The organism is Arsenicicoccus piscis (genome assembly GCF_022568835.1).
Classification (GTDB): Bacteria; Actinomycetota; Actinomycetes; order Actinomycetales; family Dermatophilaceae; genus Arsenicicoccus; species Arsenicicoccus piscis.
Window position 1 is genome coordinate 1 of the sequence record NZ_JAKZHV010000001.1, and the last position, 17421, is coordinate 17421.

Here is a 17421-nt window from a genome sequence, read left to right on the forward strand (position 1 = left end):
GCTGATCGTGCTGCTGCGGCGCTGTGACGGGACTCCCAGCCTGCAGGTCTTGCCAGGGGGGTCAGCGGGGCCCGACCATAAGGCCATGACCTCCCCAGACCTTGGAGCCGAGCCGACCTGGCGTGTTGATGACGGCCACCGTTTTGCCCACGCGATGTGCCTCGAGTGCCACTGGCGCGGCCCGGGTCGCCGGGCCCGCGAGACCGCCCGTCAGGACGGTCGGCTGCACGCGCTGGCCGGCTGCGGCGATGACGTGGCGCTGCGCGAGCTCTACAGCGGGCTGCAGGACGCAGGTGGCGCGGCCAGGCCGACTGCGCAGCCCCAGATCGCCTGAGCGGGCACGTGCTCGTCGCACTGCTGGTAGCAGTGCGGTTGGTGGGTGCGCCGGACCGGGAGCGCCTCTCGGCACGTGGCCGCTCGTAGCGGCTTAATTTGGGACCCGGGGCTACCGCGGCCCGGCGCACGAATCATTTTAACGGCAGCGTGCCCGGGGATGTTCCCGAAGCGAAGCGGTCGTCGCCCTAGATCAGGTCTCCGCGCCGCCACAGGCGCGCGCAGGTCTCGAGGTCCTGGCCGAGCACCTGCATGTTGCCGGCGGCCTTGAGCCACGCGGCCTCGCCCTCGTCGTCGTCGAACGCCGCCCCTGACCAGTCGGCACGGTGCGCGCGGCCGGCGGCGACGATGCGGCAGAACGCCCCCGCACGCGCGAGTGCGACGTCCAGGTCGCCGGAGAAGACCCCGCGCAGGATGGCGTCGGCCAGCTCCTTGACCTCGATCGGCCCCGGCGGCTCGGCCACGCCGGTGATCGCGTGCAGGACGTCGGCGTGCCGGTGCCCTGCCTCGTAGTCGCGCGAGGCGCCGTCGGCGTCGCGCACCACCCACTCGCGCAGGGCGTAGAGCCGCCACAGGGCCCCGGGCAGCGAGTGCGCCGGCAGCGGGGCCCAGAGGTCGGCGAGCGTGGACAGCCCCAGGTCGTCGGTCAGCCGGACCAGACGGTCGGTGACGGCCGGGTCGGTCGCGGCCCGCCCCGCGTGCACGATGATCTGCGCGGTCTCGTGGGCGATCTCGGACTGGACGGCCGGGTCGAGCACCACCCCGCCGTGCGCCTCCATCGCCTCGGGCGAGTAGAACGCGGGGCGGCGAGGCACCGGACGGCCGGGTGGGGTGCCCTCGGAGCCGCTCACGGGAGGCGCACCACGACGGCGCCCGGACCGGTGAACGTGACGGTGCCAGAGGGGTCTACGACGGTGGAGTCGTCCCACTGCTCGACCACAGTGGCGCCGGCCGGCACCTGCGCGGTGGCAGCACCGTCGGCGAGCGAGACGACGGTGCGCAGCGCGCCGCGGGTCAGCACGCCCACGCGCGCGTCGTCGTCCCAGTCGAGCTCGACGGCCGACAGGTCGTCGTCCTGCAGGCTGGGCTCTGCCCGACGCAGGGCGAGCAGACGCCGATACCAGTCGTGCATCCGCGCGTGCTCGGGCTGGTCGAGCTCGGCCCAGTTGAGGCGCGACGCCTCGAGCGTGCCGCGGTGCTGCGGGTCCGGGACCTCGTCGGGTCCCCAGCCGTGCGAGGCGAACTCGGCGGCCCGGCCCCGGCGGATGGCCTCGGCGAGCGCGGGGTCCAGGTGGTCGGTGAAGAACTGCCAGGGCGTCGTCGCGGCCCACTCCTCCCCCATGAACAGCATGGGGGTGAAGGCCGACGTCAGCAGCAGCGCGGCACCGGCGGCGAGCCGCCCCTGCGGGACTGTCGCCGACAAGCGGTCGCCGGTGCGGCGGTTGCCGATCTGGTCGTGCGTCTGCAGGGAGGCGACGAACCGGTGGCCGCCGATCGAGGTGCGGTCCACCGGTCGGCCGTGGCCGCGCCCGCGGAACGTCGAGAAGGTGCCGTCGTGGAAGAAGGCGTTGGTGAAGACCTTGGCGAGAGCGCCCGGCTCGGCGAAGTCGGCGTAGTAGCCGTCGGTCTCCCCCGTCAGCGCGACGTGCAGCGCGTGGTGGATGTCGTCGGTCCACTGGCCGGCGATGCCGAGTCCGCCTGCGGTGCCTTCGGATCCGCGCGGCGAGGTGGTCGTCACGTCGTTGCGGTCGTCCTCGGCGATGAGCACCAGCGGGCGCCCGACCTGCTCGCTCAGCTGGTCGACGGCGGCGGCCAGCTCCTCGAGGATCGGGACGGCCCGCTCGTCGATGAGGGCGTGCACGGCGTCCAGCCGCAGCGCGTCGAGGTGGAAGTCGCGCAGCCACAGCAGCGCGTTGTCGATGATGAAGCGACGCACCTCGTCGCTGTCGGGTCCGTCGAGGTTGACGGCCGCGCCCCACGGCGTGTGGTGCAGCTCGGTGAAGTAGGGCGCGATCTCGCCGAGGTAGTTGCCGTCCGGCCCCAGGTGGTTGTAGACCACGTCGAGACACACCGCGAGCCCCTTGCCGTGCGCGGCGTCGACGAAGCGCTGCAGCCCCGCCGGGCCGCCGTAGGTCTCGTCGACGGCGTAGAGACCGACACCGTCGTAACCCCAGTTGTGGTCTCCCGGAAAGGAGTTCAGCGGCATCAGCTCGACCGTCGTCACGCCGAGGTCGGCCAGGTAGTCGAGCTTGCCGATCGCTGCGTCGAGCGTGCCCTCGGGGGTGAAGGTCCCCACGTGCACCTCGTAGACCACGGAGCCACGCAGCGGTCGGCCGGCCCAGTCGCCGTCGGTCCAGTCGAAGGCGGTCAGGTCGAACGGCGTCGTCGGCCCGTGCACCCCGTCGACGAGGCGCAGGCCGCGCGGGTCGGGCCGCGGGTCGCCGTTGTCGAGGCTGAAGGCGTAGGGAGCCTGCGGGTCGGTGTCGACGTCACCGCGCCACCAGCCGTCCGGCCCCTTCGTCAGGGGGTGGCGGGTGTCGCCCACCACCACGTCGACGGACTGCTTGTGCGGCGCCCAGAGCGCGTAGTCGGTCATTCCTTGCCCCATCCGTCACGGGCCAGCAGCGCCACCGGCCGCTGGTCGAGCAGGTCGCGGACGGGCACCTCACCCGTCGGCGGCACCTGGATCTGCTTGTTGGTCAGGCGATCTCGCCACGTGCCGGTCGGCAGCAGCACCACGTCGGAGTCCTTCCAGCCGCCGGACGCCTCGAGCCGGTGCGGAGCCCGGGTCACGATGGTCGCCACCTGACCGGCCCGCAGGAAGCCGAGCGCGTGCTCGCTGCTGGACGTCAGCGGGACGTAGAGCCCCGCGACGCCGAACGCGTGCGGACGCTCGCGCCGCAGGCGCATCGCGGCCGAGGTGACCAGCAGCTTCTCGTCCGAAAGGTCGGTGACCGGGTCGCCCGCGTCGATGGCCTCCAGCCGGGTGGCCAGGTCGTCGTAGTCGACCGGCTGCCGGTTGTCCGGGTCGACCAGCGTCTGGTTGAGCGTCTCGCAGCCCTGATAGTTGTCGGGCACGCCAGGAGCGGTGAGCTGCAACAGCTTTGCGCCGAGGACGGTCGCGCGGATCGCCTCGCGATGGGTGTCCCACGCCTGCACGAGCGCCTCGTGCCGATCGCCGGACTCGAGCGCCTTGTCGGCGAAGTCGAGCACCGACTGCTCGTAGTCGGGGTCACCGTCGACCCACGCGGTGTGCTGCTTGGCCTCGCGGATCGCCTTGAGGAGGTACTCGTTGAGCCGCTCCTTCTCGAGCAGGCCAGCGCCGGCGATGGTCTGCCAGATCAGGTGGGCGGTCGGCTTGTCGATGCCGAGCTGCGACGCGGCGAGCCGGAAGCGCATGCTCAGCTCCTTCCACGTCGCCGGGTCGCCGGCGATCGCGAGCAGGAACGCGCGGGTGTCCTCGGACCGCTTGGTGTCGTGGGTCGACAGCGTCGTCATGCCCTGCGGCCAGTAGCGCCGCTGGTGCAGCGCCCAGTCGTGCAGCGCTGCGGCAGAGGCGTGCTCGAGCGCACCCGGGTCGCCACCGACCTCGTTGAGCGCGATCAGCCGGTGCCAGCGGTAGAACGTGGTGTCCTCGATGCCCTTGGCCATCACCGGACCCCAGGTCTGCTGCAGGCGCACGGCGAAGTCGATGGCACTGAGGTCGGCGTCCTCCGCCGTGGCCAGCTCGATCAGCCGCGCCAGCTCGGGCTCGAGGTCGGGCCGTGCGGCAACCGCGCCCTCGTAGGCGTCGCGCAGCCGGCGACGGGCGAGCGGCGACAGGCGCTGCTCGGGCTGGACATAGGCGCGGTAGACCTCCCCCGCGACGAGGAGCTCGACGACGGCAGCCTGCAGCCGGGCCGGGTCCAGCGTGGGGAGGGCCTCGCGCGCCCGCCGGACCAGTCGCTCTACCTCGGGCTGGAGGAGCTCCTCGACGACCTGACGCTTCGCGAGGGTGACGGAGCGCTCGACGTCGATGCGGCCACCGGAGGCCTCCCACTGCGCGGTGAGCTCGGGCTCGGCCGCCGGGTCGACCAGCGCGGTCTGGATGGCGTTCATCGCGTCGTAGCCGGTCGTGCCGTCGCAGGCCCAGTCGTTGGGCAGCCGCTCGTGGCCCTCGAGGATCTTCTCGACCCAGATGATGGTGCCCTCGCGCGAGCTGGCGCGCAGCTGCTGCAGGTAGCCCACCGGGTCGGCGAGGCCGTCGGGGTGGTCGATGCGGAAGCCGTCGATCAGGCCGGCGTGGTTGAGCTCGAGCAGCAGCGCGTGGGTCGCGTCGAAGACGTCGTCCTCCTCGACCCGCACGGCGATCAGCCCGTCGACGTCGAAGAAGCGGCGGTAGTTGAGCATCGACTCCTTCTGCCGCCAGGACGCCAGCTGGTAGTGCTGGCGGGCGAGGACGGCCTCGACGGTGGGCGCCTCGGTGCCCACCGCGATCGGGAAGACGTGCTCGTGGTAGCGCAGCACGGGCTCACCGTCGGCCAGCTCGTCGAACGTGATCTCGCCGGCCTGCAGGGTCTCGACCAGCGTGTCGCCGAGGATCGGCAGGCCGATGCGGCCGCCACCGGACTTCCAGTCGATGTCGAACCAGTGCGCGGTCGGGGCGTCCCGGCCCTCCTTGAGCACCGCCCAGAGCGGCCGGTTGGCGCTCTCGGGGGCCACCAGCGCCATGTGGTTGGGGACCACGTCGACGACGATGCCGAGGCCGTGCTCGTGGGCCACCGAGGCCAGCGCCTCGAAGCCCGCACGGCCGCCCAGCTCGGGGTTGATCTCGTTGTGGTCGACCACGTCGTAGCCGTGCTGGGAGCCGGGCACGGCCTTGAGGATCGGCGACAGGTAGAGGTGCGAGACCCCGAGCGCCGCGAGGTAGGGCACGCGCCGGGCGGCGTCGGCGAAGGTGAACTCGTGGTGCATCTGCAACCGGTAGGTCGCGGTGACGGGCATGAGGCTCCTGCTCGTGAGGGCTGGTCCGGGGGGGCTGGTCCGGGGGCTGGCTGGTCCGGGGACTGCCACGTGCGAGAGTCCATTGTCTCAAAGGGGCACGCGAGGAGTGAAACGTCGCCGTCGTCAAGCGACTCGGAGGCGCGGTCCGGTGGCGGCTCAGGCCTGGGCCAGGTCCGTGGTCAGCAGCACCAGCTCGCCGGCCTCGTCCGTCGCGACCAGGTCGACCTCGGCCTTGAGGCGCCAGTCGTGGTCGCCCTCGGGGTCCTCGAGGATCTGGTCGACGAGCCAGCGGTCGCTCTCGGTCTCGATGACGAGCATCGCTGGCCCACGGGCCGACGGGCCGGTCCCGACCGAGTCGTACTCGTCGAAGTACTCCTCGCCCGCCTCCTGCCACAGCGCCTCGTCGAGCGGCTCGGCCTCCGACGGCTCGAGGTCGAGATCGGCGCGGGCCTGCTGCGAGAGGGACGCCGCCGCCGCGTCGAGCTCGGCGAGCTCGCCCCAGCGGCCCAGGGCGAGCAGCTCGACCTTGCGAAACATGGCGGTGCGCACCATGACTCGCAGCGCGCGTGCGTTGGCCGACAGTCGACGCGGTGAGGGCGGCGCGGCGAGCACGGCGAGGTCTACGGGTCCGTCGTGGTCGGTCTCGTGCGCGAGCGCCTCCCACTCCTCGAGCAGGCTCGAGTCCGTCTGCCGCACCAGCTCGCCCAGCCACTCGATGAGGTCGGCGAGCTCCTCGGTGCGGTGCGTCGTGGGGACGGTCTGGCGCAGCGAGCGGTAGGCGTCTGTGAGGTAGCGCAGCACCAGCCCCTCGCCGCGCGCGAGGTTGTAGAAGCGCACGTAGTCACCGAAGTTCATCGCGCGCTCGTAGAGGTCCCGCACCACGGACTTGGGCGACAGGTCGTCCTCGTGGACCCACGGGTGGCTCTGTCGGTAGACATCGAGCGCGCCGACCAGCAGCTCCTCCAACGGTTTTGGCCAGGACACGTCCTCGAGCAGCTCCATCCGCTCGTCGTAGTCGATGCCGTCCATCTTCATCTCGGCGACGGCCTCGCCGCGCGCCTTGAACTGCTGGGCGAGCAGGACACCGCGGGGGTCGTCGAGGGTCGCCTCGATGACCGAGACGACGTCGAGAGCGTAGGTGGGGCTCTCGGGGTCGAGCAGCTCGATGGCCGCGAGCGCGAACGCGGAGAGCGGCTGGTTGAGCGCGAAGCCGCGCTGCAGGTCCTGGGTGACGCGGAGGGTGCGACCGAGCTCGTCGGGCACCGGAAGTCGTTCCACCACACCGGCATCCAGCAGGCTCCGCAGGATCTCGATGGCGCGGCGCTGCAGCCGCGCCTGCGTGCGCGCGTCCTCGTGGTTGTCAGTCAGCAGGCGCCGCAGCGTCCAGATGGGGTCGCCCGGCTGCTGGATGACGTTGAGCACCGTGGCGTGGTTGATCGACATCCGGGAGGTCAGGGTCTCGGGCGGCGAGCCGACGAGGCGCTCGAACTGCTGCTCGGTCCAGGTCACCTGGCCCTCGGGGGCCTTCTTGCGCTGAATCCGCTTCTGCTTCTTGGGGTCGTCACCGGCCTTGAGCACGAGGCGGTGGTTCTCGACGATGTGGTCGGGGGCCTGCACGACCACGGATCCGCTGGTGTCGAAGCCCGCTCGGCCCGCGCGCCCGGCGATCTGGTGGAACTCGCGGACCTTGAGCAGGCGCTGGCGGGAGCCGTCGAACTTCGCGAGCCCGGTGAGCACGACCGTGCGGATGGGCACGTTGATGCCGACGCCGAGGGTGTCGGTGCCGCAGATGACCTTGAGCAGGCCCTGCTGGGCGAGGGTCTCGACGAGTCTGCGGTACTTCGGGAGCATGCCGGCGTGGTGGACGCCGATGCCGTGCCGGACCAGTCGGTTGAGGGTCGCGCCGAAGCCCTTGGAGAAGCGAAAACCCTTGATCTCGGCGGCGATCCGGTCGCGCTCCTCGCGGGTCGCGACGTTGATCGAGGTCAGCGCCTGCGCGCGCTCGAGCGCCGCCGCCTGGGTGAAGTGCACGACGTAGATCGGCGCCTCCTTGGCCACGAGCAGGTCCTCGATGGTCTCCTGCAGCGGGGTGAGCGCCCACGTGTAGGCGAGCGGGACCGGTCGCTCCGCGTCGTCGATGACAGCGGTGTCACGCCCGGTGCGCCGGGTGAGGTCCTGCTCGAAGAAGGTGGTGTCACCGAGCGTCGCCGACATCAGCAGGAACTGAGCCTGCGGCAGGGTGAGGATCGGCACCTGCCATGCCCACCCGCGCCCCGGCTCGGAGTAGAAGTGGAACTCGTCCATCACCACCTGACCGATGTCGGCGGTGGCGCCCTCGCGCAGGGCGATGTTGGCCAGCACCTCTGCGGTGCAGCAGATGATCGGTGCGGTGCTGTTGACCGCCGCGTCCCCGGTCAGCATGCCGACGTTCTCGGCGCCGAACTGGTCGCACAGCGCGAAGAACTTCTCCGACACCAGGGCCTTGATCGGCGCGGTGTAGAACGTGCGCATCCCCTGCGAGAGCGCGAGGAAGTGCGCGCCCGCGGCCACCAACGACTTCCCCGACCCGGTCGGGGTGGCGAGGATGACGTTGGCCCCCGATGCGAGCTCGAGCAGCGCCTCGTCCTGGTGGGGATAGAGGGTCAGCCCCCGCTCCTCGGCCCATCCGGTGAACGCGAGGTAGGCCTCGTCCGCGTCGAAGGCGCCGTCTGTGTTGCCAGCGGCGTCGGCGTGGGCACCGGCGTCACCGGCGGGGCGAGTGGTGCGGCGGGCGGCAGAGGCGGGCAGGAGGTCAGCAAGAGACATGGCGCTGCCATTGTCCCCTACTGCGCCGGTGCCTACTGCTGCCAAGGGCGCCCCCGCAGGAGACGTGCGTCTGCCCCTCCCCTAGGCTGGTGCCGCAGGCCAGGTCCACGTCTACGTCAACGTCCACGTCATCGTGCAGGGAGCCGCCATGAAGTACGTCGAGAACAAGGTCGTCCTGATCGGATCGGGAGCCGTCGGGGTCGCCTACGCCTACGCCGTCGTCAACCAGGGCAGCTGTGACGAGCTGGTGCTGATCGACCTCAACGTCACCAAGTCCCGGGCCGACGTGCTCGACCTCAACCACTGCGAGGCGTGGGCGCCGGAGCCGGTGTCGGTGAGCTTCGGGGACTACGACGACTGCCGCGACGCGGCGATGGTGGTGATCTGCGCGGGTGTCGCCCAGCGCCCCGGACAGACCCGGCTGGACATGGTCGGGACGAACATGAAGATCTTCAAGGACATCGTCGACCAGGTGATGGCATCGGGCTTCGACGGCATCTTCCTGGTCGCGACGAACCCGGTCGACATCCTGTCCTACGCGACCTGGCGCTACTCGGGGCTGCCGTCGAGCCAGGTCATCGGCTCGGGCACGACGCTCGACACGGCCCGGCTGCGCTTCCACCTCGGCCAGTTCTTCGAGGTCGCCACGACCAACGTGCACGCGACCATCATCGGCGAGCACGGCGACTCCGAGCTGCCCGTCTGGAGCGCCGCATCTGTCGCCGGCCGCTCGATCGCCAAGCGCGTCGCGGCCCACCCCGAGCTGCGTCAAGAGCTCGACGAGATCTTCCGCAAGACCCGGGACGCAGCCTACGAGATCATCGAGGCCAAGGGCTCCACGAGCTACGGCATCGGCATGGCGCTCGCCCGGATCACCCGCGCGGTCCTGTCCAACCAGAAGGTCACGCTGCCCGTGTCGGCGCTGCTCGAGGGGCAGTACGGCCACGAGGGGCTCTACATCGGCGTGCCGACGTCCATCGGGCGGCGTGGCGTCCGCGGCATCGTCGAGCTGGACCTCGACGAGGAGGAGCAGGCGGCGTTCGACCGCAGCGTCGCGACGCTGAAGGAGGTCCAGGACCCGTTCTGGGCCGAGGACGCCGAGCAGGTCGGCGCTGGTAGTGAGCGCTAGTAGGTCAAGGCGAAGACCAGCGCGCTGACGTAGAGCAGGGCGATGCCCGCCACGATCGCGGCGATGGCCCACGCGGGGCTGAGCTTGCGGGCGTAGAACCCCCACACGGCGATGCCCCATGCCGCCACGAACAGCACGATCGCGAGGATCGGTCCGGCGCCCATCAGATGCTCCTTGCGTGCTGCACCGAAACCCGTTGCCTCACACCAGGAACCGGTAGAACGGGCTGTCGGCCTCGACCTTCTCGACCCCCATCGGGCTGTGCGCCATCCGGTCGAGCAGCGCGTCCAGCTCGCCCGGGTCGCCGAGCTCCACGCCGACGAGCGCCGGACCCGTCTCGCGGTTGGAGCGCTTGACGTACTCGAACAACGTGATGTCGTCGTCGGGTCCGAGCACCTCGTCGAGGAAGCGCCGCAGCGCCCCGGGCTCCTGCGGGAAGTTGACCAGGAAGTAGTGCTTGCGGCCTTCGTAGACGAGTGCCCGCTCGACGATCTCGGAGTAGCGCGACACGTCGTTGTTGCCGCCGCTGACCACGACGACGACGTCCTGGCCGGGCTGCACGTGGACGAACCGGCCCAGCGCCGACGACGCCAGGGCGCCCGCTGGCTCGGCGATGACCCCGTCGACCTGATAGAGCGCGAGCATCTCCGAGCAGATCCGGCCCTCGGGGACCGAGATCAGCTCTGCCCCAGACTCTTTCACGATCGGGTAGGTGTGCGCGCCAGCCCGGCGCACAGCGGCACCGTCGACGAACGTGTCGATCTCGGGGAGGTCTACGAGCTCGCCGGCGGCGAGGGCCGCACCGAGACACGCGGCACCGGCCGGCTCCACCCCGACGACGCGCGTCCCGGGGTGCCGCTCACCGAGCCAGGAGACGCAGCCAGCCAGCAGCCCACCACCACCGACCCCGACGACGAGCACATCAGGAGCGTGGCCCAGCTGCTCGACGACCTCGATCGCGAGCGTCCCCTGACCCGCCATGGTGCGCAGGTCGTCGAACGCGGGGACGAGCGTGGCGCCGGTCGCCGCCACCCGCGCGGCGGCGGCCGTGGCGGCATCGTCGTAGGTGTCCCCCACGACGACGAGGTCGACCATGTCACCACCGAGCGCGAGCATGCGGTCGCGCTTCTGCCGAGGGGTGGTGCTCGGCACGAAGATCTGACCGCGGATCCCGAGCGCGTGACAGGCGTACGCCACGCCCTGGCCGTGGTTCCCGGCGCTCGCGCAGACGACACCGGCCGCGCGCTCGGAGTCGGAGAGCTGCGAGATGAGGTTGTAGGCGCCGCGCAGCTTGAACGAACGGACCGGCTGCAGGTCCTCGCGCTTGAGGTAGACCCGGGCGCCGGAGAGCGCACTGAGGCGGGCGTTGAGCTGCAGCGGGGTCTGGTCCACGACCCCGGCGAGTCGCTCGGCTGCCGCCTCGACGTCGGCCGCGGTCAAGGTGTCGGTGGTCATCGGGGTAGAGCTCACCGACCCAGTATCTCCCGCTAAGAACACCCCTTGCTCACGGTCTACCCGCCCCTAGACTGGCGGCGTGCGCGACCCGCACCCGCCCTGTCTCAGGAGATCTCCATGGCAACCGAGAGCACACCGATGTGGTCCACGATCGCGGCCGAGCGCGCCGCCCTGGCCGACGATCTCGCCCAGCTCACCGACGAGCAGTGGGAGACCCCGTCGCTCTGCGAGGGCTGGACCGTGCGTGACGTCCTCGCCCACATGGCGTCGACGGCCGCCATGACCCCGGTCCGGTTCTTCGGCTCGCTCGCTCGGCACGGCTTCCACTTCGAGAAGATGGCGCGCCACGACATCGAGACCTACCGCGGCGCCTCCCCCGCCGAGACGCTCGAGCGGTTCCGGTCGCTGGTCGACGCGACGACGGCCCCACCCGGACCCGCCCTGTCCTGGCTCGGCGAGACGATCGTCCATGCCGAGGACATCCGACGACCGCTCGGCATCGAGCACACACACCTACCCTTCGAAGGCGGTCCGCGAGGTCGCCGAGTTCTACCAGGGGTCGAACCTGATCCTCGGCACCAAGCGGCGGATCGCCGGGCTGCACCTTGCGGCGACCGACGACCCCTACGCGTTCGGCGAGGTCGGTCGGCCGCTGGTCGCCGGGCCGATGCTCGCCATGCTGCTGGCGATGACAGGCCGTCGGGCCGGCCTCGCCGACCTGCAGGGCGACGGCGTGGCCGTGCTCGGCGCGCGCCCGTAGCCGGCCTACCGCCGACCCAACGCCGGCCTAACGCGTCAGGTCGCGCAGGCGACGGGCGTTGTGCACGGCGAACCCGTGCCCGTCGTTGTTGAAGTAGACGTAGACGCGTCGCCCCTGCCCCTGCCACTCGCGACACCGGTCGGCCCACCAGCGCAGGTCGTCCTCGGAGTAGCTGCCGGCGTAGAGGTGGTCGTGGCTGGGCCCGTGCATCCGCACGTAGACGACGTCCGTGGTCGCGCGCAGCACGCACGGCAGGTGCGCCCCGCTCATGATCACGTAGGCCGCCCCGTGCCGCTCCAGCAGCGCGAAGACGTCGTCGTGGAGCCAGGACTCGTGCCGCAGCTCGACCGCCACCCGGATCCAGGACGGGATCGCCCCCAGCGCGTAGTCCAGCCGGGCGTCGTCCCGCTCCAGGGTCGGCGGCAGCTGCAGCAGCAGCGGCCCGCGCCGGTCCCCCAGCCGCGCGAGGTCCCGGGCGAAGATGTCGGCCCACTTCTCGGGGGCGTAGAGCCGCCGCGCGTGGGTCAGCCCGCGGGACGCCTTGACCGCCAGCTCGAACCCGGGCGGCAGCCGCCGCTCCCACGAGCCGAAGGTCGCCTGCCGGGGCCAGCGGTAGTAGCTGGCGTTGAGCTCTACGGTGCCGAACTCCTGGACGTACCGCTCCAGCCACCGTCGCTTCGGCAGTTCCGGCGGGTAGAGCACCCCGATCCAGTGGTCGTAGGCCCACCCCGACGTGCCGACGAGGATCCCCGGATCTGCGGTCTCGTCAGTCAAAGCGCCTCCCGTGTCCCTGCGGACAGGTCAGTAGGCCCCGTGGGGCTCGAACCCACGACCCGCGGATTAAAAGTCCGCTGCTCTAACCAGCTGAGCTAGAGGCCCGCCGCCCCGGCTGACCGAGGCAAGGCCCCATGCTACGTCCTGACCGGCGCCGGCCCGTGCTCAGGGAAGGGCGCGGACCACGGTGCAGTCGGTGAGGTGCAGCACCTTGGCGCCGGGCTCGAGGTAGCCGAAGGTGCAGCCGCGCGCCCGCTCGATGACCGCACCCGCCTCGACGTGATCGACGAAGCAGTCGGTCAGCTCCTCGATGACCGCGCCAGAGACCACTCGCTTGATGCACGCCCCGCTGGCCCGGCGGATCCGCGCGCGCGGCTGGACGAAATGCACCCGAGCCCCCGGCTCGACCTGGTCGACGACGAGTCCTGTTGCCACATAACGGACTTCGCCGGTGATGCACGGCACCACCTGCGGCTCGGTGCGTGGCCGGCGCCGGGTGGTGCGGGGGCGGGTGGCCAGGGCGGTGTCGCCCGCGCCAGGCTCGACCAGCGTCACCGGGTCGAGGTTGAGCGGGTGCGCCGGCTCGGCGTACTTGTCGATCAGCACGCGGGCTGCGTGCCGGGTCGGCGTGCTCGCGGATCGCTCGGCGAACTGGTGCAGGCGGGCAACCCTCGTCGCCGCGGCCTCGACGGCATGCCGCAGCAGCGGCAGGTTCTCGTCCCGCGCGGTGGGCGGGTCGGCCAGCCAGGCGTCGACGAGCGCGGGGAGCTCTACGGAGGTGATGGTGTGCAGCGCGAGCCGGTCGTCGTCGGTGAGGTGCGGTCGCGCCTGGTCGGCCCGCGCGGCGAGCGTGCCGAGCATGCGGCGCACGTCGTCGGGCAGCTCGCTCAGCCGAGGGCCGGCGACGAGGGAGCCGACAACCGTCTCGGGGGACGAGGAGGTCGAGGGGGAGGGTGCCCGACGGGGCGCTGCCACCGGTCCGGACGCCCGATCGGTGCACGCGCGATCACGCAGCAGACGCAGTCCCATCCCGGCGCCCACCGCCAGTCCCACGATCGTCACGGCCCAGTCCATGCTTCAGGCTAGCCCTTGCGGCTGAGAAGACCAGGGGAGACTTCGTTAGGCTCCCGTCGTGGCCCCCGGATTCGTGCTCGTGCTGATCGGGATGATCGACGTCGTGCGTGGCCTGGCGGGCCGGCCGTGGCGCACCCGGGCGCTCTGGGTCACCGTCGTCGCCGGCCTGCTCACCGCGGGGGCGGGGCTGCTGCTGCTCGGCGGGATCGTGAGCACCCCGGTCGGGATCGCCCTCGCCGTGGTCGGCGTCCTGCTGAGCGTCGGGGCCGAGGTCGTGGTGAGCGGCGCCCGCCAGCGCGCGCAACGGTCTACGCGCGGCCGCTGACCGAGAAGCCGAGCACGGCACGCCCGAGGCGGGCCAGCGCCTGGTCCAGCTCGGGCGGCGAGAGCACGGTCAGCGTCGCGTCGAGCGACAACGCGATCCCGGCCAGGTGCCAGGCCACGCCGTCGAGGTCGTCGCCACCGACGCGCACCAGCGCTGCCTCGCTGCGCCCATCACCGACAACCGGCGCGGGAGCGGGCTCCACCGTCCCGACGTTGGCCGGGATGCGGGCCCGGACGTCGTCGACCGGAGCGCCGATGGCCACCTCGACCTGGTGCCGGTAGCCCGACCGGGTGATGGCCTGCTGCACGAACTCGGCGGCGTCGGGCGCAGGGCGGGGGGTGAACCGGAAGGTCGTGACGTGGACGGACGCGATCCGGTCGAGCCGGAAGGTCCGCCAGTCCTCGCGCTCGAGGTCGAACGCCATGAGATACCAGCGCAACCCGGTGGTGACGATCCGGTAGGGCTCCACCCGCCGACCCGAGACCGCGCCCGCTCGGGTCGTGTAGTCGAACCGCAGCTGCACACGCCCGCGGGCCGCCCGGGCCACCTCCACGAGCACCTCGGGCCCCACCTCCGTGACGGCCCGCGGCACCGCAGTCGTCACCTCCTGCACGGCGGCAACCTGCGCCCGCAGCCGGGGTGGGAACACGGTGTCGAGCTTGGCCAGGGCTCGTAGAGCGGCCTCCCCCACCCCGCTCACCGGACTGGTCGCCGCGCCACGCAGGCTCACCGCGATGGCGATGGCCTCCTCGTCATCGAGCAGCAGCGGCGGCAGCTCACGGCCGGCGCGCAGCCGGTAGCCACCCGCGGACCCGTGCTCCCCTTCGACCAGGTAGCCGAGCTCACGCAGCCGCTCGACGTCGCGGCGGATGGTGCGGTCGGTGACCCCGAGCCGCCCGGCCAGCTCAGGACCGGACCACACCGGACGCGACTGGAGCAGGTCCAGCAGACGCAGGATGCGCCGGATCGTCTCGGCCATGACCCCAGGGTGCCAGGGATGGCGGACAGGATCAGTCCTGATCGGCCTCGGGCGGTCGCACCTGCGCGTCCCCGGGCTCCCACCGGCCGATGGAGTCGGTCTGGCCGATCCGCAGCGCCGAGCGGGCCATCATGTGCGACGACAGCGGCGAGGTCATCAGCTGGAACGCGGCCACGAGCAGCAGCATCGGCACGGTGCTCAGCGAGCGCAGCCGCAGCTCGACGCCGAGCAGGACGAAGAGCACGCCCAGCGTCTGCGGCTTGGTCGCCGCGTGCATCCGGGAGATCAGCTCGGGGAAGCGCAGCAGACCGAGCGAGGCGGCGAGGCAGAGGATCGCGCCACCGAGCAGGAACAGAGCCGACGCCCAGTCGGCCACGGTGGTCCAGCTCATGGCCGACCCCCTTCACGCTCGGGGTCGTCGTCCTGGACGACCAGCTCACCCACGGTGTCGGCGTCCCCGTCGGTCGCGCGGTCGCGCTCGTCGTCCACGTCCTTCGCGACGAACCAGGCGATCGACACCGAGCCGACGAACCCGACCAGCGACAGCGAGAGCAGGATCGGGACGGTGGTCGTGTGCTGGAAGACGGCGGCCTCGACGCCGAGGACACAGATGATGATCGACACCAGGACGTCGTTGCCGAGCGCCCGGTTGAGGACGGTCGGGCCGCGGATGATGCGCACGAGCGTGCACGCTCCGGCGGCGAACAGCAGCAGCGCGATCAGGACGTAGACCAGGGTCATGACACGCTGCTTCCTGCCGGTCGCACGATGTCGATGGCTCGGGCCACCCGGCGCTCGAGAGCGAGGATCTTGCCGCGCTCGCGCTCGAGCTCGACGGGGTCGGTCGTGTCCACCACGTGCACGGTGATGATGCTCGTGAACGGGTCCAGGTCGAGGACGACCGTGCCCGGCACGAGCGAGGTCATCTCGGCGACGATGGCGCGGCGCAGGTCGTCGTCGAGGCTCAGCTGGACGTCCATGATGGCGCCGCGGCCGATCCCCCGCGGACGCATCGCCATCCAGGCCACGACCCAGCTGGCGACGAACAGGTCGACGAGGAAGTGACCGATCAGCCGTAGCAGCGCCAGCGGGTGCACGCGCACCGACGCCACCCGGTGCGGGAGCGGGAAGAGCAGCAGCACGATGAACCCGAGGACGAGGCCGAAGACCAGGTTGCTCCAGGTCGGGGTGCCCCAGAGCATGATCCAGATCAGGGTCAGGCCGGCGAGCGGGAGCGGGCGGACCCGCTGGCGGATCATCGGCTCATCCCGTCCGGGAAGACGGCGGTGACGTAGCCCGCGCGGTCGTTCAGCTGGGCCGCAGCGTGCTGGGTGAACGAGAACAGCGGGCCGGCGGCGAAGGTCAGCGAGACGCTGAAGATCACCAGCGCGGCGGTCGGCAGGACCATCCCACGGGCCAGCGGGTGCAGCCGCCCCACGGTGCCGGGGGTGGCCGACGAGCCCTCCTCCACCGGCGCGGCCCGCCAGAACGCCCGCGACCACACCCGGCTCACGGCGTAGAGCGTGAGCAGGCTGGTGACGACCGACCCGGCGATCAGCACGTAGTCGAGCCAGCCCCCGGCCTGCGCACCGGCCTGGATCAGACCGACCTTGCCGAGGAAGCCCGAGAACGGCGGGATGCCGGCGAGGTTCATGGCGGGGATGAAGAACAGCAGGGCCAGCCCGGGCGCGGTGGTCGCGAGCCCGCCGAGCTTGCTCAGCTGGGTGGAGCCGGCCTTGACCTCGACCAGCCCGACGACGAGGAACAGCGAGGTCTGGATGGTGATGTGGTGGGCGGTGTAGAAGATGGCCGATGCCAGTCCGTGCTGGTTGCCGACGGCGATGCCGAAGATCAGGTAGCCGATGTGCGAGACGAGGGTGAAGGACAGCAGTCGTTTGATGTCGTCCTGCGCGACGGCGCCGAGGATGCCGACGAGCATGGTGAGCAGCGCGGCCCACATGAGCAGGGTGTCGAGCCGCCCGTCGGGGAAGAGCAGGGTCTGCGTGCGAATGATCGCGTAGACCCCGACCTTGGTGAGCAGCCCGGCGAACACCGCCGTGACGGAGGCCGGTGCCATGGGGTAGGAGTCGGGCAGCCAGCCCGACATCGGGAAGACCGCGGCCTTGATGCAGAAGCCGAGCAGCAGCAGCAGCTGCAGGGTGAGTCGGACCGGGTCGCTGAGCTCGTCGAGACGGCCGGCGAGCTCGGCCAGGTTGACCGTTCCGGTCGCGCCGTAGACCAGGGCGATCGCGAGCAGGAAGATCAACGACGAGAGCAGGTTGACCACGACGTAGTTGGCGCCGGCCCGGACCCGGTCGGTCGTGCCCCCGAGGGTCAGCAGGACGAAGCTCGAGAACAGCAGCATCTCGAAGCCGACGTAGAGGTGGAACAGGTCGCCGGAGACGAAGGTCGTGGACACGCCCGCGGCGAGCACGAGCATCGTCGGGTGGAAGATCGGCAGCGGGGACTCGCCGTCCCCGTGGTCGTCCGAGCGGCGCCCCTGCCCGATCGAGTAGAGCATGACGGCGAACGTCACGACGCTGGAGATGAGCAGCATCAGCGCCGACAGCCGGTCGACGACCAGCGAGATGCCCTCGGTGGGCGCCCACCCGCCGACGTGGACGACGAGCGCCCGGTGCGTCTCGGTGGCCCACAGCAGGGCTCCGGAGACGGCCACGCTGGTGCCGAGCACGACGGTGGTGATGAGGCGCTGGAGCTGGGTGTGGCCGCTGGCGACGACGGTGAGGCCCGCCCCGACCAGGGGCAGGATCACGGGCAGCGGCACGAGGCTCTCGATGGACATG

The 17421-nt window shown here is 71.4% G+C and carries 17 protein-coding genes, 1 tRNA gene and 1 pseudogene; 5 read left to right on the forward strand and 14 right to left on the reverse strand.

What is annotated here, in order from left to right:
• The first annotated feature begins 85 nt into the window (after positions 1 to 85).
• The gene (locus MM440_RS00005; RefSeq protein ID WP_241441169.1) at positions 86 to 334 is read left to right on the forward strand and encodes a hypothetical protein; all 249 of its coding nucleotides are present in this window, start codon (positions 86 to 88) and stop codon (positions 332 to 334) included.
• 187 nt (positions 335 to 521) lie between these two features.
• On the opposite strand, the gene MM440_RS00010 is transcribed toward MM440_RS00005, so the two are convergent.
• The 4 genes from MM440_RS00010 to MM440_RS00025 all read right to left on the reverse strand — a co-directional run bounded on the left by MM440_RS00010 (position 522) and on the right by MM440_RS00025 (position 8121).
• Entirely contained in the window at positions 522 to 1184 is a 663-nt protein-coding gene (locus MM440_RS00010; RefSeq protein ID WP_338155581.1) for a hypothetical protein, read from the reverse strand.
• Positions 1181 to 2929, reverse strand: a complete 1749-nt coding sequence (gene treZ / locus MM440_RS00015) for a malto-oligosyltrehalose trehalohydrolase (RefSeq protein ID WP_241441170.1) — start codon at positions 2927 to 2929, stop codon at positions 1181 to 1183. Before treZ ends, MM440_RS00010 begins: the two co-directional genes overlap by 4 nt.
• Positions 2926 to 5316 (reverse strand): malto-oligosyltrehalose synthase, encoded by a 2391-nt coding sequence (treY, locus tag MM440_RS00020; protein ID WP_241441171.1) that lies wholly within the window; start codon positions 5314 to 5316, stop codon positions 2926 to 2928. The genes treZ and treY overlap by 4 nt, the downstream gene beginning before the upstream one ends.
• 156 nt (positions 5317 to 5472) lie before the next feature.
• On the reverse strand, positions 5473 to 8121 hold the full coding sequence (locus MM440_RS00025) for a DEAD/DEAH box helicase (RefSeq protein WP_241441172.1): 2649 nt from the start codon (positions 8119 to 8121) through the stop codon (positions 5473 to 5475).
• Positions 8122 to 8269: 148 nt separating this feature from the next.
• On the opposite strand from MM440_RS00025, the gene MM440_RS00030 reads away from it, so the two are divergent.
• Complete coding sequence (locus MM440_RS00030; RefSeq protein ID WP_241441173.1) at positions 8270 to 9250, forward strand: L-lactate dehydrogenase; 981 nt, start codon at positions 8270 to 8272, stop codon at positions 9248 to 9250.
• Here MM440_RS00030 and MM440_RS00035 read toward each other — a convergent pair.
• Positions 9247 to 9414: a hypothetical protein gene (locus MM440_RS00035; protein ID WP_241441174.1), complete on the reverse strand. Its 168-nt coding sequence runs from the start codon at positions 9412 to 9414 to the stop codon at positions 9247 to 9249. The genes MM440_RS00030 and MM440_RS00035 overlap by 4 nt on opposite strands.
• A gap of 37 nt (positions 9415 to 9451) precedes the next feature.
• Positions 9452 to 10705 (reverse strand): threonine ammonia-lyase IlvA, encoded by a 1254-nt coding sequence (ilvA, locus tag MM440_RS00040; protein ID WP_241441693.1) that lies wholly within the window; start codon positions 10703 to 10705, stop codon positions 9452 to 9454.
• A gap of 138 nt (positions 10706 to 10843) precedes the next feature.
• On the opposite strand from ilvA, the pseudogene MM440_RS17510 reads away from it, so the two are divergent.
• Positions 10844 to 11155 (forward strand): annotated as a pseudogene (locus tag MM440_RS17510) (maleylpyruvate isomerase family mycothiol-dependent enzyme); the annotation flags it as partial.
• Positions 11156 to 11174: 19 nt separating this feature from the next.
• A complete protein-coding gene (locus MM440_RS00050; protein WP_241441176.1) occupies positions 11175 to 11465 on the forward strand; it encodes a hypothetical protein in 291 nt (96 codons plus the stop codon).
• Positions 11466 to 11492: 27 nt separating this feature from the next.
• On the opposite strand, the gene MM440_RS00055 is transcribed toward MM440_RS00050, so the two are convergent.
• The 3 genes from MM440_RS00055 to MM440_RS00065 all read right to left on the reverse strand — a co-directional run bounded on the left by MM440_RS00055 (position 11493) and on the right by MM440_RS00065 (position 13313).
• Positions 11493 to 12239, reverse strand: coding sequence for a DUF72 domain-containing protein (locus tag MM440_RS00055; protein ID WP_241441177.1), 747 nt, complete (start codon positions 12237 to 12239; stop codon positions 11493 to 11495).
• A gap of 31 nt (positions 12240 to 12270) precedes the next feature.
• Positions 12271 to 12344: transfer RNA gene (locus tag MM440_RS00060), tRNA-Lys, on the reverse strand.
• A gap of 60 nt (positions 12345 to 12404) precedes the next feature.
• A complete protein-coding gene (locus tag MM440_RS00065) occupies positions 12405 to 13313 on the reverse strand; it encodes a hypothetical protein (protein ID WP_241441178.1) in 909 nt (302 codons plus the stop codon).
• A gap of 58 nt (positions 13314 to 13371) precedes the next feature.
• Here MM440_RS00065 and MM440_RS00070 point away from each other — a divergent pair, with 58 nt between their 5' ends.
• Positions 13372 to 13638 (forward strand): hypothetical protein, encoded by a 267-nt coding sequence (locus MM440_RS00070; RefSeq protein WP_241441179.1) that lies wholly within the window; start codon positions 13372 to 13374, stop codon positions 13636 to 13638.
• Here MM440_RS00070 and MM440_RS00075 read toward each other — a convergent pair.
• From MM440_RS00075 to MM440_RS00095, 5 genes are read right to left on the reverse strand one after another with little or no spacing between them, the layout of a single operon-like run.
• Complete coding sequence (locus MM440_RS00075; RefSeq protein ID WP_241441180.1) at positions 13622 to 14617, reverse strand: helix-turn-helix transcriptional regulator; 996 nt, start codon at positions 14615 to 14617, stop codon at positions 13622 to 13624. The genes MM440_RS00070 and MM440_RS00075 overlap by 17 nt on opposite strands.
• 31 nt (positions 14618 to 14648) lie before the next feature.
• Complete coding sequence (mnhG, locus tag MM440_RS00080) at positions 14649 to 15008, reverse strand: monovalent cation/H(+) antiporter subunit G (RefSeq protein ID WP_241441181.1); 360 nt, start codon at positions 15006 to 15008, stop codon at positions 14649 to 14651.
• Complete coding sequence (locus MM440_RS00085; protein WP_241441182.1) at positions 15005 to 15358, reverse strand: MrpF/PhaF family protein; 354 nt, start codon at positions 15356 to 15358, stop codon at positions 15005 to 15007. The genes mnhG and MM440_RS00085 overlap by 4 nt, the downstream gene beginning before the upstream one ends.
• Entirely contained in the window at positions 15355 to 15876 is a 522-nt protein-coding gene (locus MM440_RS00090; RefSeq protein WP_241441183.1) for a Na+/H+ antiporter subunit E, read from the reverse strand. Before MM440_RS00090 ends, MM440_RS00085 begins: the two co-directional genes overlap by 4 nt.
• Positions 15873 to 17420 carry a Na+/H+ antiporter subunit D gene (locus MM440_RS00095; RefSeq protein ID WP_241441184.1) on the reverse strand — a complete coding sequence of 516 codons (1548 nt, stop codon included), beginning with the start codon at positions 17418 to 17420 and terminating at the stop codon, positions 15873 to 15875. The genes MM440_RS00090 and MM440_RS00095 overlap by 4 nt, the downstream gene beginning before the upstream one ends.
• Position 17421: the final 1 nt, after the last annotated feature.

Bases quoted from the DNA above. Each gene is read 5' to 3' on its own strand.
- MM440_RS00050 (WP_241441176.1), top strand. From the start codon at position 11,175: ATGCCGAGGACATCCGACGACCGCTCGGCATCGAGCACACACACCTAC.
- MM440_RS00090 (WP_241441183.1), bottom strand. From the start codon at position 15,876: ATGATCCGCCAGCGGGTCCGCCCGCTCCCGCTCGCCGGCCTGACCCTG.
- MM440_RS00065 (WP_241441178.1), bottom strand. From the start codon at position 13,313: ATGGACTGGGCCGTGACGATCGTGGGACTGGCGGTGGGCGCCGGGATG.
- ilvA (WP_241441693.1), bottom strand. From the start codon at position 10,705: ATGACCACCGACACCTTGACCGCGGCCGACGTCGAGGCGGCAGCCGAG.
- mnhG (WP_241441181.1), bottom strand. From the start codon at position 15,008: ATGAGCTGGACCACCGTGGCCGACTGGGCGTCGGCTCTGTTCCTGCTC.
- MM440_RS00005 (WP_241441169.1), top strand. From the start codon at position 86: ATGACCTCCCCAGACCTTGGAGCCGAGCCGACCTGGCGTGTTGATGAC.
- MM440_RS00025 (WP_241441172.1), bottom strand. From the start codon at position 8,121: ATGTCTCTTGCTGACCTCCTGCCCGCCTCTGCCGCCCGCCGCACCACT.
- treZ (WP_241441170.1), bottom strand. From the start codon at position 2,929: ATGACCGACTACGCGCTCTGGGCGCCGCACAAGCAGTCCGTCGACGTG.
- MM440_RS00095 (WP_241441184.1), bottom strand. From the start codon at position 17,420: ATGTCCATCGAGAGCCTCGTGCCGCTGCCCGTGATCCTGCCCCTGGTC.
- treY (WP_241441171.1), bottom strand. From the start codon at position 5,316: ATGCCCGTCACCGCGACCTACCGGTTGCAGATGCACCACGAGTTCACC.
- MM440_RS00030 (WP_241441173.1), top strand. From the start codon at position 8,270: ATGAAGTACGTCGAGAACAAGGTCGTCCTGATCGGATCGGGAGCCGTC.
- MM440_RS00075 (WP_241441180.1), bottom strand. From the start codon at position 14,617: ATGGCCGAGACGATCCGGCGCATCCTGCGTCTGCTGGACCTGCTCCAG.
- MM440_RS00085 (WP_241441182.1), bottom strand. From the start codon at position 15,358: ATGACCCTGGTCTACGTCCTGATCGCGCTGCTGCTGTTCGCCGCCGGA.
- MM440_RS00035 (WP_241441174.1), bottom strand. From the start codon at position 9,414: ATGGGCGCCGGACCGATCCTCGCGATCGTGCTGTTCGTGGCGGCATGG.